The 19,382-nt window shown below is 53.1% G+C and carries 17 protein-coding genes and 2 pseudogenes; 2 read left to right on the plus strand and 17 right to left on the minus strand.

Annotated features, from left to right (window positions below; translation table 11 throughout):
- Positions 1–31 precede the first annotated feature (31 nt).
- Entirely contained in the window at positions 32–967 is a 936-nt protein-coding gene (ttcA, locus tag L379_RS11200) for a tRNA 2-thiocytidine(32) synthetase TtcA (protein ID WP_001186974.1), read from the plus strand.
- A 43-nt stretch (positions 968–1,010) separates the two neighbouring features.
- On the opposite strand, the gene dbpA is transcribed toward ttcA, so the two are convergent.
- The 12 genes and pseudogenes from dbpA to L379_RS0124050 form a co-directional block, all read right to left on the minus strand.
- Positions 1,011–2,384, minus strand: a complete 1,374-nt coding sequence (gene dbpA, locus L379_RS11195; RefSeq protein ID WP_032653716.1) for an ATP-dependent RNA helicase DbpA — start codon at positions 2,382–2,384, stop codon at positions 1,011–1,013.
- A 57-nt stretch (positions 2,385–2,441) separates the two neighbouring features.
- A complete protein-coding gene (locus L379_RS25870) occupies positions 2,442–2,588 on the minus strand; it encodes a proline-rich small protein YnaL (protein ID WP_275427718.1) in 147 nt (48 codons plus the stop codon).
- Positions 2,589–2,869: 281 nt separating this feature from the next.
- Positions 2,870–3,853 carry a zinc transporter ZntB gene (gene zntB, locus L379_RS11190; protein ID WP_006810774.1) on the minus strand — a complete coding sequence of 328 codons (984 nt, stop codon included), beginning with the start codon at positions 3,851–3,853 and terminating at the stop codon, positions 2,870–2,872.
- Between the two features lie 90 nt (positions 3,854–3,943).
- Positions 3,944–5,074: a methyl-accepting chemotaxis protein gene (locus L379_RS11185; RefSeq protein ID WP_080276444.1), complete on the minus strand. Its 1,131-nt coding sequence runs from the start codon at positions 5,072–5,074 to the stop codon at positions 3,944–3,946.
- Positions 5,075–5,371: 297 nt separating this feature from the next.
- Positions 5,372–5,860 carry a hypothetical protein gene (locus L379_RS11180; RefSeq protein ID WP_032653720.1) on the minus strand — a complete coding sequence of 163 codons (489 nt, stop codon included), beginning with the start codon at positions 5,858–5,860 and terminating at the stop codon, positions 5,372–5,374.
- Between the two features lie 28 nt (positions 5,861–5,888).
- Positions 5,889–7,205, minus strand: coding sequence for a VasL domain-containing protein (locus tag L379_RS11175; RefSeq protein WP_032653722.1), 1,317 nt, complete (start codon positions 7,203–7,205; stop codon positions 5,889–5,891).
- A 23-nt stretch (positions 7,206–7,228) separates the two neighbouring features.
- Positions 7,229–7,684 (minus strand): type VI secretion system baseplate subunit TssE, encoded by a 456-nt coding sequence (tssE, locus tag L379_RS11170; RefSeq protein ID WP_032653725.1) that lies wholly within the window; start codon positions 7,682–7,684, stop codon positions 7,229–7,231.
- Between the two features lie 416 nt (positions 7,685–8,100).
- Positions 8,101–8,400 carry a hypothetical protein gene (locus L379_RS25035; RefSeq protein WP_233168391.1) on the minus strand — a complete coding sequence of 100 codons (300 nt, stop codon included), beginning with the start codon at positions 8,398–8,400 and terminating at the stop codon, positions 8,101–8,103.
- A gap of 151 nt (positions 8,401–8,551) precedes the next feature.
- Positions 8,552–8,824, minus strand: a pseudogene (locus L379_RS11165) (type VI secretion system tip protein VgrG); the annotation flags it as partial.
- A 4-nt stretch (positions 8,825–8,828) separates the two neighbouring features.
- Positions 8,829–9,143: pseudogene (gene tssJ / locus L379_RS0124045) on the minus strand (type VI secretion system lipoprotein TssJ); the annotation flags it as partial.
- A gap of 111 nt (positions 9,144–9,254) precedes the next feature.
- Positions 9,255–9,755 carry a hypothetical protein gene (locus L379_RS11160; protein WP_032653730.1) on the minus strand — a complete coding sequence of 167 codons (501 nt, stop codon included), beginning with the start codon at positions 9,753–9,755 and terminating at the stop codon, positions 9,255–9,257.
- Positions 9,756–9,803: 48 nt separating this feature from the next.
- Entirely contained in the window at positions 9,804–10,496 is a 693-nt protein-coding gene (locus L379_RS0124050; protein WP_228099946.1) for a glycine zipper family protein, read from the minus strand.
- A 301-nt stretch (positions 10,497–10,797) separates the two neighbouring features.
- Between L379_RS0124050 and L379_RS11155 the strand changes: the two genes are divergently transcribed.
- On the plus strand, positions 10,798–11,778 hold the full coding sequence (locus tag L379_RS11155) for an IS5-like element IS5 family transposase (protein WP_001575870.1): 981 nt from the start codon (positions 10,798–10,800) through the stop codon (positions 11,776–11,778).
- A gap of 108 nt (positions 11,779–11,886) precedes the next feature.
- On the opposite strand, the gene L379_RS11150 is transcribed toward L379_RS11155, so the two are convergent.
- From L379_RS11150 to tssA, 5 genes are read right to left on the minus strand one after another with little or no spacing between them, the layout of a single operon-like run.
- On the minus strand, positions 11,887–14,358 hold the full coding sequence (locus L379_RS11150; protein WP_050597036.1) for a type VI secretion system Vgr family protein: 2,472 nt from the start codon (positions 14,356–14,358) through the stop codon (positions 11,887–11,889).
- A 4-nt stretch (positions 14,359–14,362) separates the two neighbouring features.
- A complete protein-coding gene (tssJ, locus tag L379_RS11145) occupies positions 14,363–14,887 on the minus strand; it encodes a type VI secretion system lipoprotein TssJ (protein ID WP_032653735.1) in 525 nt (174 codons plus the stop codon).
- Positions 14,888–14,920: 33 nt separating this feature from the next.
- A complete protein-coding gene (gene tssG / locus L379_RS11140; RefSeq protein WP_032653738.1) occupies positions 14,921–16,003 on the minus strand; it encodes a type VI secretion system baseplate subunit TssG in 1,083 nt (360 codons plus the stop codon).
- A complete protein-coding gene (gene tssF / locus L379_RS11135; protein ID WP_032653740.1) occupies positions 15,967–17,736 on the minus strand; it encodes a type VI secretion system baseplate subunit TssF in 1,770 nt (589 codons plus the stop codon). Before tssF ends, tssG begins: the two co-directional genes overlap by 37 nt.
- A gap of 32 nt (positions 17,737–17,768) precedes the next feature.
- Positions 17,769–19,376 (minus strand): type VI secretion system protein TssA, encoded by a 1,608-nt coding sequence (gene tssA / locus L379_RS11130; protein ID WP_032653743.1) that lies wholly within the window; start codon positions 19,374–19,376, stop codon positions 17,769–17,771.
- Positions 19,377–19,382: the final 6 nt, after the last annotated feature.

Genomic DNA, 19,382 nt, shown 5'->3' on the forward strand with positions numbered 1-19,382 from the left:
GTGCCCCATTTGAGATCTGAGTAACGAATAGATGCAACAAAATCAAGAAATTAACAAGAAAGAACAGTACAACCTGAATAAACTGCAAAAGCGACTGCGCCGTAACGTGGGCGAAGCCATTGCAGACTTCAACATGATTGAAGAAGGCGATCGCATCATGGTCTGCCTGTCGGGCGGTAAAGACAGCTACACCATGCTGGAGATCCTGCGCAATCTACAGCAAAGCGCACCGGTGAACTTTTCTCTGGTCGCGGTTAACCTCGATCAGAAACAGCCGGGCTTCCCGGAGCATATCCTGCCGGAGTACCTTGAGAACCTGGGCGTTGAGTACAAAATCGTAGAAGAGAATACCTACGGCATTGTTAAAGAGAAGATCCCAGAGGGCAAAACGACCTGCTCGCTCTGCTCACGTTTGCGTCGCGGCATTCTGTACCGCACCGCAACCGAACTGGGCGCCACCAAGATTGCGCTTGGTCATCACCGGGACGACATTCTGCAAACGCTGTTTCTGAATATGTTCTATGGCGGCAAAATGAAGGGAATGCCACCGAAGCTGATGAGCGACGACGGCAAACACATCGTGATCCGCCCACTCGCCTACTGCCGCGAGAAAGACATTGAGCGTTTCTCCCAGGCCAAAGCCTTCCCTATCATTCCGTGCAATCTGTGCGGCTCACAGCCGAACCTGCAACGTCAGGTCATTGGCGACATGCTGCGTGACTGGGATAAACGCTATCCGGGCCGCATCGAAACCATGTTCAGCGCCATGCAGAACGTGGTGCCTTCGCACCTTGCCGACGTTGAACTGTTCGATTTCAAAGGGATTAACCACGGTTCAGAGGTGGTGAATGGCGGGGATCTGGCGTTTGACCGCGAAGAGATCCCGATGCAGCCTGCTGGCTGGCAGCCAGAGGAAGAGGATGCGCAATTCGATGAACTGCGCCTGAACGTGGTAGAAGTCAAGTAACCTGGCAGCGTCTCAAATATCGTTTCTGAGACGCGTTTTAAGCTTATTTCAGCAGTCGAACGCGGCAGGTCTTCCCTTTAATCTTCCCGCCCTGCAACTGTTTCCAGGCCTTATGCGCAACCGACTGGCGAACCGCTACGTAGACATGCGCAGGATGGACCGTGATCTTGCCAATATCTGCCCCGTCGAGACCGATATCCCCAGTTAACGCCCCCAGAACGTCACCGGGACGCATTTTGGCCTTTTTACCGCCGTCGATGCACAGGGTGGCCATTTCCGCCGCCAGCGGAGCGATGCTGATATTACCAGGGGTATTCACCCAGTTGAGTTTCAGTTGCAGCATTTCCGCAAGAATATTGGCGCGCTGCGCCTCTTCAGGTGCGCAGAAGCTGATGGCGAGACCACTGTTACCTGCACGCGCGGTACGCCCGATGCGGTGGACATGCACTTCCGGATCCCATGCCAGTTCGAAATTCACCACCAGCTCAAGCGATTTAATATCCAGGCCACGGGCCGCCACATCCGTTGCAACCAGCACGCGAGCGCTGCCGTTAGCGAAACGCACCAGAGTCTGATCGCGATCGCGCTGTTCCAGATCGCCATGCAGCGATAATGCGCTCTGTCCGGCATCATTCAGAGCATCGCACACCGCCTGACAATCTTTTTTGGTATTACAGAACACCACGCAGGACGCTGGCTGGTGTTGGCTCAGCAATTTTTGTAGCAGTGGAATTTTGCCGTGCTGCGATGTCTCGAAGAACTGCTGCTCAATCGCCGGTAACGCATCGACAGTATCGATTTCAATGGTCAGCGGGTTCTTCTGCACGCGCCCGCAGATCGCTGCAATCGCCTCGGGCCAGGTGGCAGAAAAGAGCAGCGTCTGACGCGTGGCTGGGGCAAAGCGGATCACTTCGTCAATCGCATCGCTGAAGCCCATATCCAGCATGCGGTCAGCTTCATCCATCACCAGCGTTTGCAGTGCATCGAGTGAAACAGTGCCTTTTTGCAGGTGATCGAGCAGACGGCCCGGCGTTGCCACAATGATATGCGGCGCGTGCTGAAGGGAATCGCGCTGCGCACCGAACGGTTGCCCGCCACAGAGCGTTAAAATTTTAGTGTTAGGCAAAAAACGCGCCAGACGACGCAGCTCACCCGCGACCTGGTCGGCCAGCTCGCGCGTCGGGCAGAGTATCAGGGACTGAGTCTGAAACAGGGTTGCATCAATGTGTTGTAACAGGCCTAGCCCGAATGCAGCCGTTTTTCCACTGCCGGTTTTCGCCTGCACGCGCACGTCACGGCCTTCAAGGATAGCCGGCAGCGCGGCGGCCTGGACAGGGGTCATAGTGAGGTAGCCCAACTCATTCAGGTTAGTCAGTTGGGCTTCAGGCAGAACGTTCAGCGTGGAAAAAGCGGTCACAATATACTCTCGTGGTAATGATTGCAGTCAGATGGCGCGTATCCTCGCAGATCTGCGCTAACGATGCGACAATTTAATCGGTTCTTCATCGGGCGGCGGATCCGGCATCGGCTGCGGACGTGGGACAGGATCGGGTATCGGCGTCGGATCGGTGGGCACCGGATCGGACTGCCAGGTGTTGAGGCGTTGCAGGGCAAGTAGCATACTCATCTTTTCCTCCAGATTAGGGTGCTGACCCCTAAAGGGTAGACGCAGATAAACAGGAGGCAAAAAAAAAGCCGACTATGAAGTCGGCGTCGTACGAATCAATTGTGCTATGCAGTAATTCAAAAAAAGGAAGTAAGACAATATGGAGCGCAACGCCCATCGCTTGACGTTGCATTCACCTGCGGGAGTAATATTGCACCTAACATGGTCGGAGTTTATTGACTTCGCTCAATTAAAATGTCGTTTTGAAGCCGACTCTGCCTCAGAAAAGCGTAAATTTACAGCCATTTACTACGATGCAACCACCATGCAACACCCCCAATCAAAACCACTAACATGACGCAAAACGTGGTGAAGCCATAGTGATATTCACCGCCGGGGATCCCTCCGAGGTTTACGCCAAACAACCCCGTCAGGAAGGTACTCGGTAAAAAGACCATCGCCATCAGCGACATGGTGTACGTTCTCCTGGCTAACGACTCCTGCATTACCTGGGCTATCTCATCCGCCATGACTGCCGTTCTGGCAATACATGAGTCAATCTCGTCCAGTCCACGTCCGAGCCGGTCAGCGATATCCTGCATTCTGCGGCGTTGATCGTCGTTCATCCAGCTCATGCGTTCGCTGGCCAGCCGCGCATAAACGTCGCGCTGAGGGGTCATATAGCGGCGCATCACGATGAGCTGCTTACGCAGCAGCGCCAGAAAACCACGTGGGGGGATTTGCTGATCGAGCAGGTTATCTTCCAGATCGATGATTTTATCGTGAAGTTCTTCTATAAACTCGCTGGCATGATCGGTCAGCGCATCACACACATCCACCAGCCAGCTGCCGCAATCCGTAGGTCCGGTGCCCTCTTTCAGATCGTTAATGACGTCATCCAGCGCCAGCACTTTTCTCTGGCGGGTGGAAACAATCAGCCGTTCATCCATATAAACACGCATTGCCACCAACTGATCCGGACGCTCATCCGTACTGCCGTTTATACAACGCAGCGTAATTAGCGTCCCCTCACCCATCCGGCTGACGCGGGGTCTGAGACTTTCTCCCGCCAGCGCATCCCGAACGTTGTTGGGCAATAGCGGCGTGGACGCGAGCCACTCGGCGCTGTCCGGGTGCGTGTAGTTGAGGTGCAGCCAGCATGGATGTTCGCTGTCGATGTGATCCTGATCTTCAAGCGGCCTTGCGCCGCCACGTCCATCAAACACCCATGCAAAAACTGCGTCAGGTACGTTAACCTCAGACCCTTTAATGCTCTCCACAGCGCCTCCACCGTTTTATCTCTTTCGGTGTCAGTCTAGCTTTCGCCGAGGGTTAAGCAATAATTATGTGAGGCATCGTCCTGAATACGTTCAGGAATTCACCGCCCATTCGCGGCTTCTTAACGCATTGTCAGTCTGGAACTCATTTTCCAGACGGAAATTGCGTGTTCGTGTCTGGAGCTCAATCACCTGATTGCGCAGCACATCTGACGACCCATTGAGTTCCTCAACCATCGACACGTTGCTCTGCGTTACGCGTTCAAGCTCTGACAATGCCTGCGTAATTTGTGAAATACCTTTTTCCTGTTCTGATGTTGAGGCGGATATTTCATCCATCAGTCTGCTCACATTGCCCGAACCGGTAACAATATCATGCATGTTTTTTTCGGCTTCAGAGACCACGTTAACGCCCTGCGTCACGTTATGGCTGGTTACTTCAATCAATGACTTAATATTTTTTGCCGCTTCGGCGCTACGATGCGCAAGGCTTCTCACTTCACCCGCGACCACAGAAAACCCTTTACCATGGTCTCCCGCTCTTGCCGCTTCAACGGCGGCGTTGAGCGCCAGAATATTGGTCTGAAAAGCGATACCGTCAATCAGCGAGATAATCTCTGTCATTTGCTGGGCGCAGTCGGTAATCGACTGCATATTGTTCGCGACCTGCCCCATTAACTCCCCGCCTTTACGCGCCTGCAACGTCGCGATATTCGCCTGCTCGCTGGCTAAACGGGTATTGTCGGCATTATTTTTTGTACTTGCAGCCATCTCTTCCATGCTGGCTGCCGTTTGCACCAGCGAAGCTGACTGCTGTTCTGTTTTGACGGAAAGCTGCGCGCTGCGTGAAGAGAGTTGATCTGACAGGGTCATCGCGGTTTGCGAGGAGGCGCGGATCTCACGGACCAGCGTTGCAATGTTGCTGGAGAGACTGTTAATCCCCGGGATCAGTCGTCCCGCACAGTTGTTGCCAAATTCAGGTATCGACACGCCAAGTTTGCCTGACGTCACTTCTTCAATACTTTTTTTCACCGTATTGATCGGCGTCACAAGATATTTGGTCATGTACGCCCAGAGTAAAAATAAGGCGATGAATTGTACAATTATGACTGCAATAAAAAGCGAAGAATTCCGTGAAAATAGCGCTATAACTCCATCACTTACCAAAAATACACATAAAAGGAAATAGACAATGAACGTTCTGACACTAATATTTCTTAGCATACGTTTTCCTGGGACATTATATTTTGGTTGGCATTAAGGGTTATAGCATTGCCATACGAATTTGTCCTCACGTTCGTCGCTGGTTTGTTGTTTTGCAGTTTGATTTGCGCAGTTTTACTTAAGGCGGATAAAAAGCATGTTTTACGCTAAATGTCTGGCTTGTCGTTTGGTTGCTGATACCCCTTCAAAAATGGCAATTATATATTTAAGGAGGGGTACTGTAGGGCGCCGTTGTTTAGTGGTGCTTAATAAGTTAACGTAGTTAATACGCGCTCCTCTCGTTAGAGTGGCTTACGTTCAGGCCAGACAGTCGATAGTCTGGAAAAAACGGTCCTCTGTCATGAGGATATTCTCTTTTGGACTTTGATGCCCGCGACGAATATACCAGCCTGTTTCAGGCGCCATGCTTAAATGGAATATCCTCGCCCCCGACAGACTATCGGGGACATTAATACTCATCGTCACACACCCCTTCTCCGGCCCCCTGATCACCTGTTCTGGCATAATGGTGACGCTGCGATCCCCATTTTGCAAAATGATCGTCGTAATGGCATAACGACATATACCGTTACTGAGGCTGTAGCCAACCATACTTAAATCGGTGATATGTTTTTTAGATAAAAATATTTCAATACCAGAACCTTCAAACCATGTAATGATTTGCTGCGCAAGATCCTCCATCCGCTCACAAAACGCCCTGACTTCGGCCTCAGCCGTATTAACATAGATTGGTTTGTCCCCGATATTCTGTTGCACTTTCTTAAAAAATCGCTCTCTTGCTGACATGTCAACTCCGTGTTTTTCGCCAGTCTCATTATTCTTTTTGGTGCTTCAGCAGGGCATAGCTGGCAATCAACTGCTGAAGATGCTGTTCGGTCTGGTTTAGCTGCGCTGCTGACAGGGGTTGCCCGGCAGGTAAAATGGAAAGCAGACGAAGCCGCTCCTCAAGCGGAACGGTATGGCTGAAGGACTGCGACATGGCAAACACGGCTGATTTCAGTTCGCTGACCGTCATGTACTTCCCCTTCTGTTCATCCAGCGCGTTTAGCCTGTTCGTCAACTGCTGTAACTGCGTCATTCCCTGATGCCAGCCATTCAGATCTGACTCTGCAAGTCCGGCAACGCTAATTTGCTTGTGCCACTGTTGTGCCAGGGGTTTGGCCTCTTCAGGCCACAACGTCAGCGTCTGCTGCACCAGACGGTCGCCGTAGCTTATTGCCCAGTCTGGTTTTAGGCGTAAAAGCTGCGCTAACAGCTGCTGTGTCTTGCTGATCCCCGGTTCAGGTGGCGGTGACGTTTGTTGCAGCGCCTGCAACTGTGCTGAAGAAAGTCCTTCAGGTAAAGGAGTCAGAGTCGCAGCCAGCTGCATTTGCGCCGAATCTGGCGCATGCATCATCTGCCATCCCACTACGACAACACTGGCAGCCACCAGCATGGACAACATACCCGCAGCAAATGGTTTCCACTGCTTCACGGGCACAGGAGGCTCTTTATTCGGCAACGGTTCGGGCTGAACCACATAAACCCATTTACAACGCTCTGTCGGTTCTGTGAGGTGGAGTTCCGCGGCGCCTACCGCGTTACCCGGCAGACTTACGCCCGAATTTTCACTGTTTTCCAGACGCACTGCTGCGTTCTGCATCATCGTGCGCAGAGCATCAAGCTGAGCAGCATGCTTAAGTTCGAGGCGCTGCAACATGTCACTCAGAGCGTTCAGATTCTCCTCAGCCTGATAAAGTTGTCCTAAATCGGCATACGTCAACGTCAGCGTTCTCACCACCTGTTGCAGGCGTTTGCTCAGTGCACTGAGGATTTCAACTCGCGCATGGACAGGCTGTGGCCAGAGGCTACCCCACTGACGGACGACCAGTGCAGCCAGTAGCGCCAGCCCTTCATTCATGCCGTAGAGTCCGGCGAGATGCGTGCGGGCGAGCGTATACCAGGCAGCCGTTTGTAGCTCCACACCGTTATGCTCAAACAGTGACAGACAGAGCGTTTCCGCGTGTTGCCAGTTAACATCCGGGCGTGCCGGATGGGTGAGCTTGTTCATTTCTTCGCGCAAGGCAGCGTAATCCGCAAGTGTGCGCGGATCCCCGCCGGTTTTAAGTTGGCGTTCAGAATTTATTGTCATAACTGTTTTAACCTGAGTAATAACTAGATGGCGGCTCGTGCATTGAGGTATTGCTGTTGTTTCAGATGACGGATTAATACCCTGCCCTCGGGCATAAATTCCGTGCCGTAGCGCACCAGCCCGACCCCCTTCAGCTCCGCATCAATGGCGTAGCGGAGTTCACCGGGCTGAATCTGTTCCTGCATCACCACGTTAATCCGGCTCAGGCGCGGCTCATATTTCAGCAATATGGCCGACAGTGTGGTAATCAGCTGATGGGCGGTACCGGGCATTCCCTGGAGGATTTTTGTCATATCCGGCAGGCCGTAGTCCGGCAAGTGAGCCAGCGTACCGGCGCGGCAGTTGAGGATGCGCTGCATGTTATCGAGTACTGATAAAATCACCTGATTCTGTTCGCTGACCTGGTTGAGGCTCAGGCCACCTGAGAAATTGCCGCTCAGCATTTCATACAGCGATGGCGTGTTGTGTCCCTGTGGCATAAGTCATTATATGAACACATTCCGTTTGCAAAGCATCCATTGTTTAGACATTGACGGGTAGGGTTCAACATTATTCCTGGCTTATTTGCAGCTATAACGCTGCCAGCCCCAATGTAATTCGCTGATTCACCCTTATTTCCTTCGCGGCTTTAAGCCCAGTGACTGATTCAGGTGTAGTGAGTCCTGGTCTTACCTGTCTTTGTCATTACACTGGCCGCCAGAGCAACCTTTCAGTATTCACCCATTTGTTAAGAGTTTATATTCATCCGTATCAGCGATTAGTATGACCGGATACTGATATGATCCTTACCGTACTTATGGTAATAAGTCGCTATAGCCCATACTATTTCATTGCCTTAATCGCGTTTCCAGGTCAATTCTGACCAAGGGGGCGAAGGGAATTGGCATTTTAAACGTTAACCACACTCTGGAATTTTCCATCCAGCCCACCCTTCACTTGTTGGATACATTGCATATTTCCCGTGCCATTCTGGTGCAACCGAATCAGAGAACTGAGCTTGCCAAAAGTGCCATGCAGAGCTTTTTATTTTATTCCCATTGGAATCATATACAACAAAAAAAGATTGATTGGAAAACAACCGTAACACTCTCCCGATACCACCATATGGTCGATAGTCAGGAATATAAGTAGTCAGTTCGCATTTATTATCTCGACTCCATATAGTATCATTCTTGATTGCGTTTTGATAAGCCATGATCTTAATCACCATTAGCAAAACGCAAAAGAAGAAAACTGATATCAACATGAAGCAGCACGTTTTTTTTATAAAGCTATGCATTTATATTCACCTCTTTCCAGTAAATATATTCCTGCTTATCTACCTTATTCAAATGAATGATAAGTTAGTGAGACTGGTCCTTTGAGGTGGAAAGCCATTCCAGGTGGGTCACCATGCCGTGCACACTTTTGCCGCTCCGCATCCGGAAGGAGGCATATTTCATCAGCACCTGTTCCGGGGGAATATTCGCCTGCCCGGAGGTGAACTCGATGTCCCACCGGAAGGGCTCGCTCAGGGCTTCCCTGCCGCGAAAGCGCAAAACATCCACCGTCATGGTACTGTCATTAATATCCAGAAAATAACGCGTCTGTCCGTCAAAAAGCGCCAGCCAGTTATCCATTACATCACTCCTTTACCGGAACGAGGCTGAGCCAGCCATCACCCAGTTCAATCGTACGGGGTTTGTCCGGGTCGAGGTCGTCACGGGTCAGTACCAGCCGCCAGCGGTTGTCCTGCATGTCGGGACGGTTAAACAGCCCCACCACCGCCACGAACTCAGCGTCTTCATCCATGGGCATATTGAGCGTCACGCTGCCGTCGGGCATCACCAGCAGCTCTTTTGACGCCAGCATATCGTCCTTAAGTACCGTATCGGCCTTGCGCAGCAGCGTCTGGTAATCGGCGGCATCAACCGCTTTACAATCCCTGAGCTGCCAGACCCCACCGTCAGTGCTGGCTTACGAGCAGACCTAACACTAATAGAGGGCACTAATAAATTTTAGGTAGAGAATTTTGGATAATCGAGGTGAATGATGTTGTATATATTTTAGCTAATGGCGGTACTCCAAAAATTGAATGGTATCAACCGAGAAATTATTTCGCTCGATATATTGTTTTTTCTCTTCCTCTCTTAAGCTTTTCCAAAACGGCTCCCAATATACATCCCACCAGAATGCCATATCTCCTTGCAGGCTACCATAATTACCAAAATCCTTATCAGGAAATACATTTTCTGGCCCTGGAGGTTCTAAGCCTTTCTCACAAAGGCATTTGATAAATTCATTATTATTCGTAATAATCCTTACTATATCCTGTCCAAATTCTTTAAATTTATAACAAATGAGAACTTTATTATGGTCTATAACCTTTTCTTCCCTCTCATCTATTTTAACTTTTCCATGAAAAAATAACCCAATTAAACATTCAATAGCTGATAGATCTTCAGGCTTTATCATAAACCGTGCTGAATAAGCATGTATATTATTTTTTTCCAAAGATAAAAATGACGGATATGTAGCCCCCCCCCTTGGCAAAGCGCTGAATTGTGCCATAGGAAAATCATCCTGAAATTCATTTTTTTTCTAAACAAATTAAATATGTTAATTTTCATCAATGTAATCCGCCACCCAATCTGCTCCAAAGTAACCTGCAGTTCCGAATATAATCCCACCAACGAGCCCCGTCAGCACCGCCCCTGGCCCTGTCTCAATACCAACCGCCGCACCTGCCGCTGTACCTATTTTTGCTCCAGCAACAGCCATCCCCCATCCTCCAGCTTGTCTGATGACCTCAGCAGTTATTGGTTTAACGCTACCGTTTTTAAGCGACTTTTCAGACGCCTGCTCTAGATCATAGGCTGTAAAGACAATCCCTGTTACCTGTACCACACGAGCACCACGTGTAAAATACTTTGTGTATTTTAACGTTTCTGGAGTAAAAATCGCAGCAGCTGGTATTTTTTCACCGTGCAACAATACTTCCTTATCTATGTCCCTAACATAATTTGATATTTTGTCAATGCGTTTCCCAAGATGTGGGTTTTGTTTCTTGTAGTCGTCAAGACTCTTAAGTATCTCTTCTGTAGAAATTAATTTCGCACCTGACTTAACGGCTTTATCAATATCAACAATAATTGTTTTACCTTCAAACCTTGGAGATCCTTCCGGAAATGCAGAACTAGTAGAAATATAAGCTGATGCATTCTTGCCCATCACATGCTCTGCTACAGAATAGGAAGCAGAAAAATCCTTTGGAATTAAACCATATCGCTCTGGATTAGTTTCAGAAAGCATCTTTGCCTCTGATAAATCCATTTTTGAAAGGTAAGGATCAGAATTAGAAGCATATATTTTCCTAACCAAGAAGCCATCTTTACCTGGCTCATCAACAACAGTAAAAAAAATGCTCGAGCGGGCATTAACAACCCAGTTATATCATATGTTGAATGTGGGGTTTCATTGGTTAAAGCTGATTGTTCAGTCATTTACCACTTCTCCAGAGCATGAACACCTAACCAAACAGTTAGGGAAGGTGCGAACAAGTTCCTGATATGAGATCATCATATTCATCCGGAGCGCATCCCAGAGGGACATCATGAGCCATCAACTCACCTTCGCCGATAGTGAATTCAGCACTAAGCGCCGTCAGACCCGAAAAGAGATTTTCCTCTCCCGCATGGAGCAGATTCTGCCATGGCAGAATATGACCGCTGTCATCAAGCCGTTTTATCCCAAGGCGGGCAATGGCCGACGGCCCTATCCGCTGGAGACCATGCTGCGTATTCACTGCATGCAGCATTGGTACAACCTGAGCGACGGTGCCATGGAAGATGCCCTGTACGAAATCGCCTCCATGCGTCTGTTTGCCCGGTTATCCCTGGATAGCGCCTTGCCGGACCGCACCACCATCATGAATTTCCGCCACCTGCTGGAGCAGCATCAACTGGCCCGCCAATTGTTCAAGACCATCAATCGCTGGCTGGCCGAAGCAGGCGTCATGATGACTCAAGGCACCTTGGTCGATGCCACCATCATTGAGGCACCCAGCTCGACCAAGAACAAAGAGCAGCAACGCGATCCGGAGATGCATCAGACCAAGAAAGGAAATCAGTGGCACTTTGGCATGAAGGCCCACATTGGTGTCGATGCCAAGAGTGGCCTGACCCACAGCCTAGTCACCACCGCGGCCAACGAGCATGACCTCAATCAGCTGGGTAATCTGCTGCATGGAGAGGAGCAATTTGTCTCAGCCGATGCCGGCTACCAAGGGGCGCCACAGCGCGAGGAGCTGGCCGAGGTGGATGTGGACTGGCTGATCGCCGAGCGCCCCGGCAAGGTAAGAACCTTGAAACAGCATCCACGCAAGAACAAAACGGCCATCAACATCGAATACATGAAAGCCAGCATCCGGGCCAAGGTGGAGCACCCATTTCGCATCATCAAGCGACAGTTCGGCTTCGTGAAAGCCAGATACAAGGGGTTGCTGAAAAACGATAACCAACTGGCGATGTTATTCACGCTGGCCAACCTGTTTCGGGCGGACCAAATGATACGTCAGTGGGAGAGATCTCACTAAAAACTGGGGATAACGCCTTAAATGGCGAAGAAACGGTCTAAATAGGCTGATTCAAGGCATTTACGGGAGAAAAAATCGGCTCAAACATGAAGAAATGAAATGACTGAGTCAGCCGAGAAGAATTTCCCCGCTTATTCGCACCTTCCTTAGTTTGGATGGTTCCTTTGTAAAAACGCGTTTACATAAACCTTGAGCATCGGTGACACCTTTAAATGTTTCATTATATTCGTTACGGATAAAGTACGGAACGTTGGCTAAAGGCTTGCCATTATCATCCAGGACACGGAATTGCTCATCATATAAACCATCTTTTCTCAGATCATCAATAAATGGCATTGGCTTTGTTGTGACTTGTAAATTATTAGAGGCCGCCACCATAGTCCGCTTAACTTTGCGCAGATACGTCGCTGTCGTACCGTACTCAACCTTCCCCGCCTCCAGCCGCAGGTAGCTCCCGCCGCCAATCAGCGTGATGCGTTTTTTCCCGGTCAGGGAGATGTCACCCGCCGAGCTCAGCGTCAACTTTTTCTCCGCAAACAGCCTCATATTGCCGTTCTGCGCCTGCGCCTCCACAGGCCCTTCCCCGGATTTCAGGCTCAGTTGTCCGGTGCGGGCAAACAGCCCCAGTTTCTCCCCGGTAAGCAGGGTCGCATTGCCCATTGTTCCAATGCTGATATCGCCCCCGGCGTTAATGGCGACGTTTTTGCTGGCGGCAATTTGCAGGTGCTCCCCGCTGGTCAGCGCCATCCCTTCCGGGGCGGACATCAGCAGCGCCTCATTGAGAGGCTTCAACCGCTGCTCAAACATCTGTATCTGGCTGTCAACATCCGCCTTCAGCGCCTGCGCCTGTTCTGCCGCCATTTCCAGCTGTTGCAGTTGCTGGTTAAGCCGGCCGATTTCCTTCAGTGCGGCATCCATGTCCAGTGCAGCACCCTGCGCTTTCGCCTGCGCATCCGCACTGACAAACAACCCCTTCCCTGCTCTCAGGGTTCCCCACTCATCGGTGCGCAGCTCCGTTCCCTGACCGCGGGCTTTTCCCTGAGCGTGCACCAGGTGACCAGTGTTAAGCTGCGTTTTGCCATATTCCGTCGCGAGCTTGATATGCTCCTCACCGCGCTTATCCTCCATCCGCAGCTTGTTGTTCGCCGGAGTGCGCAGCACGTTGCGGGTGTGGTTGTCGCGGGTCACGGGGTCAGGATGTTCCGAGTCGTGCAGCGCATACGCGATGTACGGCAGGTCGATGTCGCCGTTGCTGTACGCAATCGCCACTTCGGTCCCGTCGGTCAGTGGCGTATGCCAGCCGTACGTCTCTCCGGCATACGGTTTCGCCATCCGCAGCCACAGGTATGCGAATCCCTGTTCTGCATCGTTCCGGTCAAAGTCCAGCCTGACGCGGTAGCGTCCGTGCTCATCCAGATGGGCGTAAATGTCATTTTTCTCACGGCTCTCAATCCGCGCCGGAAGCGTGCCGTGAATTTCCGGGCGCGGGCTATCCGCCGGGCGGAAACAGTAGCGCTCAGTGTAGGGCATTCCCCGGACCGACACATGCAGGCGGGAATCCCGCGCTCCCCGGAAGGTCACCAGCGTGAGGATGACCCCCTCTTTCAGGGCATCAATGACATCGCCCTGCGGCTCCAGCACCTGACCGGGCGCGAGGAGTGAGGCATTGCTGAACAGGTGAATGCGGGCTGATTTATTGAGTTCCCGCTCGTGATGAAGCCGGGCATAAAAGGCACCGGACTCGGTTTCCGGCTCCGGGTCGCTGTCGTCCCCTGCCGTGCGGTACGGCGCGGCGTAGCGGTAGTGCTCGCCCGTCGTCACCGCATTACTGCGCACGCTGACCGTCGCATCCATCGGCGTGGTGGCTGTCCGGTAGTTGTAATCCCGCGTGGCGACGGTGCCGGTGACTACCCTGTGCCAGGTCCGCACATCCCAGACTGACTCCGCCGCACCGTCAAACAGACCCGATGGCTCACGGTACGGCAGGCGCACGTCAAACCGGTAGTTAAGCTGGCTGTCGGCAAAAATGTACGTATCCAGACCGCGCACATCATCCATCTCCGTACGCCAGTAAATCCCCACCTCTGACAGAATGCGCTGGATAAACTGTAAATCCGTCTCCCGCCACTGGGTGATAAGTTCACGCGCCGGGTAGCTGCGCTCCAGACGAAACTCAAAGTCCGGCCCTTCCAGCCCGTGCTGACGCAGAACCTGCTCCACCACCTCCGGCACGGACTGGTTCTGAAATACGGCGCACTGCCGGGTGTATCCCAGCAGCGCCAGCCGGGAACTGAGCGTGAGCCGGTAGTGAGACTGGTCTTTTGATGTGGACAGCCATTGCAGGCGGGTCACCATACCGTGAACATTTTTGCCGCTGCGCATCCGGAAGGTGGCATATTTCATCAGCACCTGTTCCGGGGGAATGTTTGCTTGCCCGGAGGTGAACTCAATGTCCCACCGGAAGGGCTCGCTCAGGGCTTCCCTGCCGCGAAAGCGTAAAACATCCGCCGTCATGGTACTGTCATTAATATCCAGAAAATAACGCGTCTGTCCGTCAAAAAGCGCCAGCCAGTTATCCATTACATCACTCCTTTACCGGAACGAGGCTGAGCCAGCCATCACCCAGTTCAATCGTACGGGGTTTGTCCGGGTCGAGGTCGTCACGGGTCAGTACCAGCCGCCAGCGGTTGTCCTGCATGTCGGGACGGTTAAACAGCCCCACCACCGCCACGAACTCAGCGTCTTCATCCATGGGCATATTGAGCGTCACGCTGCCCCCGGGCATTACCAGCAGCTCTTTTGACGCCAGCTCGTCCTCTTTCAGGACCGTATCGGCCTTACGCAGCAGCGTCTGGTAGTCTGCTGTATCAATATTCTTACGGTCTTTAAGCTGGTAGACCCGCACCATCGTCGCCAGCGGCGTCTGTGCGCCATCGGCGTTTATGGCCTTGCGCGGGGTAAAATCCAGATGCAGCGTTTTAATTTTCTTGTAGAAGATGGATTTCGTGATGCTGACCGTACCGTCCGTGACGGTCTGTGTCAGACCGCAGCCTGTGAGCAGACCACAGGCAATAAGCGTCAGCGCCCGCCAGCGGGTTACTGTTGCCATTCAAAAGTTCCTTTATTGAGAATGTGAATACGTTTAGTCGAAGCGGTAATGTCCGTCTTCAGCGGGAGGGAACGCAGAACACCGGAGCCCTTCATAGCAGCCCAGACTGACAGTCAGTGTTTCCCGGTTATCGCTGAGTCTGCCGTCCTTCAGTCCGAGCAGGCCGGTACGCCCGAGCTGAATACGCCTGCCTTTGCCAAGGCGCGGCTCAGGCAACAACCACACGGGTACAGTGAGGCGCAGTCGGGCATTGCTGCGGTAACCAAGATAGACGCGCATCAGGACCAGCAAATCGGTATGGAGGATGCCACCGGGTAACCAGCCTTCGGCTTCGCCGGGATCTTCCGTGGCCAGTGTCACCAGCACTCTGCTACAGGCTTCTCTGCCCGTTTTACCCAGCGTGGCCCGCTGTGAAAGATGGACGCGGTTTCCGGTACCCAACCCACTGCGATTATCGATATGGACCTTTACCGGATCCGGTTCGGTGATAAATACCCGGGTATTCGGTGCCAGCAGGCTCACCAGAGCCCGGATGCCTTCAGCATTGCGGGTGGGCAATCGCATGGTACCCAGCAAGGCCAGGAAACGGGAAACCGGTGTTGCCACCTGATCAGCCGTGCCCGGTATACCGAGTCCCACCAGACCCAGCAGACATTGCGATGTGGCATCGCGCCCCCCCGCCTCGAAAGTGGCCGGATACGCGTATTTTCGCCAGATCCGGTAATACTGCGTGGTGATGCGGTGGCTGAAGATATCCAGAAACGAGGTGACCGCCTCATAGCCTTCCCGGCGCTGCGCAATGTCATCCAGATAAGACGTCGGCAGAGGGGAGTCCACGCCATACATCCCCAGAAAAGTCGTGCGGACCGTTGGGGGCAATGTCGGGTGGTCTTCGTCGGTCTCAACCGCTTTCAGGGTGCTGACCGGGAAACCCATTCCCGGCCAGGGTCTGAAACGTACCGGGTCGTTGCCCGAATGGCTGGTGGTGCCCAGTTTTGGCGCGCCCGGATTTTCCTGCTCCAGCAACTGGCAGAAACGATAGAAATTGACCCGCCAGATGTCTTTATCAAGAGCTAACGTCAGCCCGGTACGTGCTGGCTGTGATTCTCGCGCCATCTCAGTCGTTTCCCTGTCGGTTGCAGTACCAGCGTGAGCTGGTTAAAGAGGTGAATATCGGCATAGAGCGCGAAGAACCGGTGCAGCATCTCGCCGAAGAGATTCACATCGCCCTCGCCTGCAAAATTGTCCATATTCAGCGTGACCTCAATGTCCACTCCCCGCAGCATAAAGCCCTTCTCAAAACGGCGGATCAGGGTGTGCTTCACGGCGACGATTGCTTCAAGCCGGCGGCGGTTCATTTCATCGTCGGTCCAGTCGTACAGCGCCAGCGTGCCCCGCAGGACCTCAGGATTGTCCATCATGCTGAGGAAGTTTGAGCCGAGGTGGCTCATCACTCGCCAGTGAAAACGGTCGTTTGCCGGGGGATACAGCGGCATCGTCGGTGCTGTGAGGTTGAGGACCCTGACGGGCACCTTGCCGGATTTGACCACCCTATCCAGCAGGGTACTTTCCAGTGCCTTACGCGGAAGCTGACCGTTGGTCCCGGTTATTCGCATCGAGAGTGACTCCGGTTTTTCGGACAACTGCTCCAGTTCAAACGAGCTGCCACCGAGAATTAACCAGGTGTCATACAGGCCAGAGGGACCGCGTTTCACGCGGGTATGGTAATAACGTTCAGGGGCATCGTGGCGCATCATGCCGCCCCGGTGGCGAAAGCTGGTGAACGGCACATAAGGGTGTTTGCCATTCTTCACCGCGCCGTGAATATTATCGACGCTGTAAATCTCGGTGTGACCATCCTGAAGACGCAATGGCCTGAGCAGGTATTCGTTCTCCAGCGGATTTAGCGTCAGCGGGTCGGCTTCCAGGGTAAAAAGGTTGATAACCGGCGCACAGTGCAGCCGGAAGTCTTCCGTCTCAAAGGGCAGATCGGATGACCAGGCTTCACTGAGTACAATGTCGATTTCAAACCAGGTGCTGGCCGCAGTGAGCCCGATAGTGTCGAGACCGCGCAGCTCCACAAACATAAACTTTGGACGGAAGCTGAAATACTCCAGCAGCAGCTGGTAACCACTGAAGGCCGTATCGGCTTTTTTCCACAGGCCGTCATTGTCATCGAAGCCCATGGGTTTGCACCAGCCATCAAACTGATGACGTTCAGTATGCGTCCCGGCATGACGCGCATACATGGCATGTACACGCCGGGTCATTGCCAGATGCAGCGCAGAACTCACAGGACTCTCTGCGTTAAGGAATATGGCGACCTTGTCGATCCCGGCTTTACTCCAGTCCACTTTTTCAGGGCATTCGAAGCGCAGACGGATAGCAGAGCGGCCATCCGTTTCAGTATGCAGGCGGGCATCTGCAAGGTGGAGCGGTTGTAGCGGAACATCGCGGGTCGTCCGGTACTGACAGGCGGTTTTATGCGGCCCGACAGGACGTGACAAAACGGAAAAGCCTTCAGCCAGCATTTCGGCCTGACGCAGACCACGCCAGTCAGGCGAAAACTCAACGATGGCCAGCGACGGGATAGTCCGCATATAGTGCGGCCACAGCAGACTCACCAGTCCTTCAGTCAGTTCCGGCAGATCATCATCCAGCTTTTCTCGCAGACGGCCCATCAGGAAGGCAAAGCCTTCAAACAGGCGTTCCACATACGGATCCCGGGCTCCGGGCTTATCGAGATTGAGCATTGCCGCCCGGTCCGGATGTGCCCGGGCAAATTCTTTTCCTGCCTCGCGCAGATAGCGCATTTCGGCTTCAAAATAGCGCAGGGTTAAATCATCCATGCTCGGTATTCCTGATAGTTAACAGACAAAATTCAGCCACACAGCACCATGGCACGGGCAGGATCGATGGTAATCAGCCCCGCCAGCAGGGCATCCATCTCAGGCATCAGCCGGATTTTATCGGACTCGCTGCGACCGGCTTTCATGCGCAACAGTTTCAGACGGCGGGCCTGAACTTCGAACATCAGGCCCGGCTCCCAGTCCCCCATCGTCAACTGCGCCGCACAGGATGTCAGTTCAGCCAGCAGATGAAGCGCCATGTCGTTACGCCCGTATTGTTCCGCAACACGAGCCATCAGCAGACGTATCAGCCAGCGATTTCGCGGAGAGTCCAGTCCGGGGCGGGTCTGGAGCCACGTCAGAGCCGCTTCGGGCCCCTCACTGTCACCCTTCTCCATCGCCTCGGCCTCAAGTGACAGCACCTCGTCCCCGTATCCGGTTGCCGTCGTGACCGGCTCGCTACCGAATGACAGCCCTTCCTCATTCACCTTTTCCGCAATCCATCCCGTTGTCACCTCATCGGCAAACGGGGTACCGTCATTCCAGGCCAGGCTTTCAAGCCCGGGCAGACGCCTGAGGAGGAACCGAAGATCCAGCAGGACTGACTCCGCCAGGTTCTCCCAGGGCTGTCCCGCATGGCTGAGTCCCTGCCAGAGGTACCACTGGAGATCGAGCCAGAAATGATTCACCCCTTCGCAGTACATCTGGCTGGCCTGCTCAACCAGCTCAGCCCAGCTTTTTTGCAGGTACAGACGCTTCAGCTGCGCCCGGTACTCTGGTTTAGGCGGAATCAGCCGGGTACGTCCACTGCTGTCCAGCGGTGGAATTTGATCGACGGTATCCCAGCGAACGGTTTTCATCAGCCGGTGAGAGGCCAGCCACCCCTGGGGTTGTTCTCCGAGCCAGCGGGAGAGTACCTTTGCCTGATCCAGCAAATCGCGCCCCGACTTCACGTCCGTCAGCAGTGGCGACGGAGAAAAGACAGCGTCATACCCGGTATCCTGAGTGCTGCTGTTCTGGGGGATTAGCGCTGTCACCCCGCCAGAACGCGCCAGACGGTTTTCCAGCGCGCTACAAAGGCCAGCGAATGCGGGTTTTTCATTTTCAGGCCAGTCTGAGACCACCTTACTCAGCAGAGTGACCGCTCCGGCCGTCAGGCCGGCATCTTCCCGTTCGACTTCCGGCCAGCGCGAGAGCGTATCAAGTACTTTTGTACTGTTGAGCCACTCCAGCGCGGCTTTCCGGGCATTCGGGCGCAGCGGATGACAGTGTCTGCCATAGCGGGACAACATCGCGACCAGCAGCAGTATCCCTTCCGCCAGGCCTTTCTCGCCGTCACGGCTCAGCCGGGCCTGGGTATACCAGGTAACAACACGGATATCTTTGGCGCATTCACACAGTATTTTTTCCGCCAGCGTGCAGAGCAACTCCGGATCGGTGCCCGAAAGTTTGTTGATTTCTTCACGCATCAGTTGGAAATCATCGTCACAGGCCGGATCGTCACCCGTTTCCTCCCCAGGGCGGATCGGTTTTAACCAGTTCTCCCAGAGGGACAGGGTGCCGGAGGCGCTTTCAGTAAGGCGCAACTGCGCTTCGTGGTTAGTGGTGCATGCCGATAACAGGGCTTCCGGTGAACTCATGTTTTT

It is taken from the genome of Enterobacter sp. MGH 33, from assembly GCF_000534535.1.
Classification (GTDB): Bacteria; Pseudomonadota; Gammaproteobacteria; order Enterobacterales; family Enterobacteriaceae; genus Enterobacter; species Enterobacter hormaechei_C.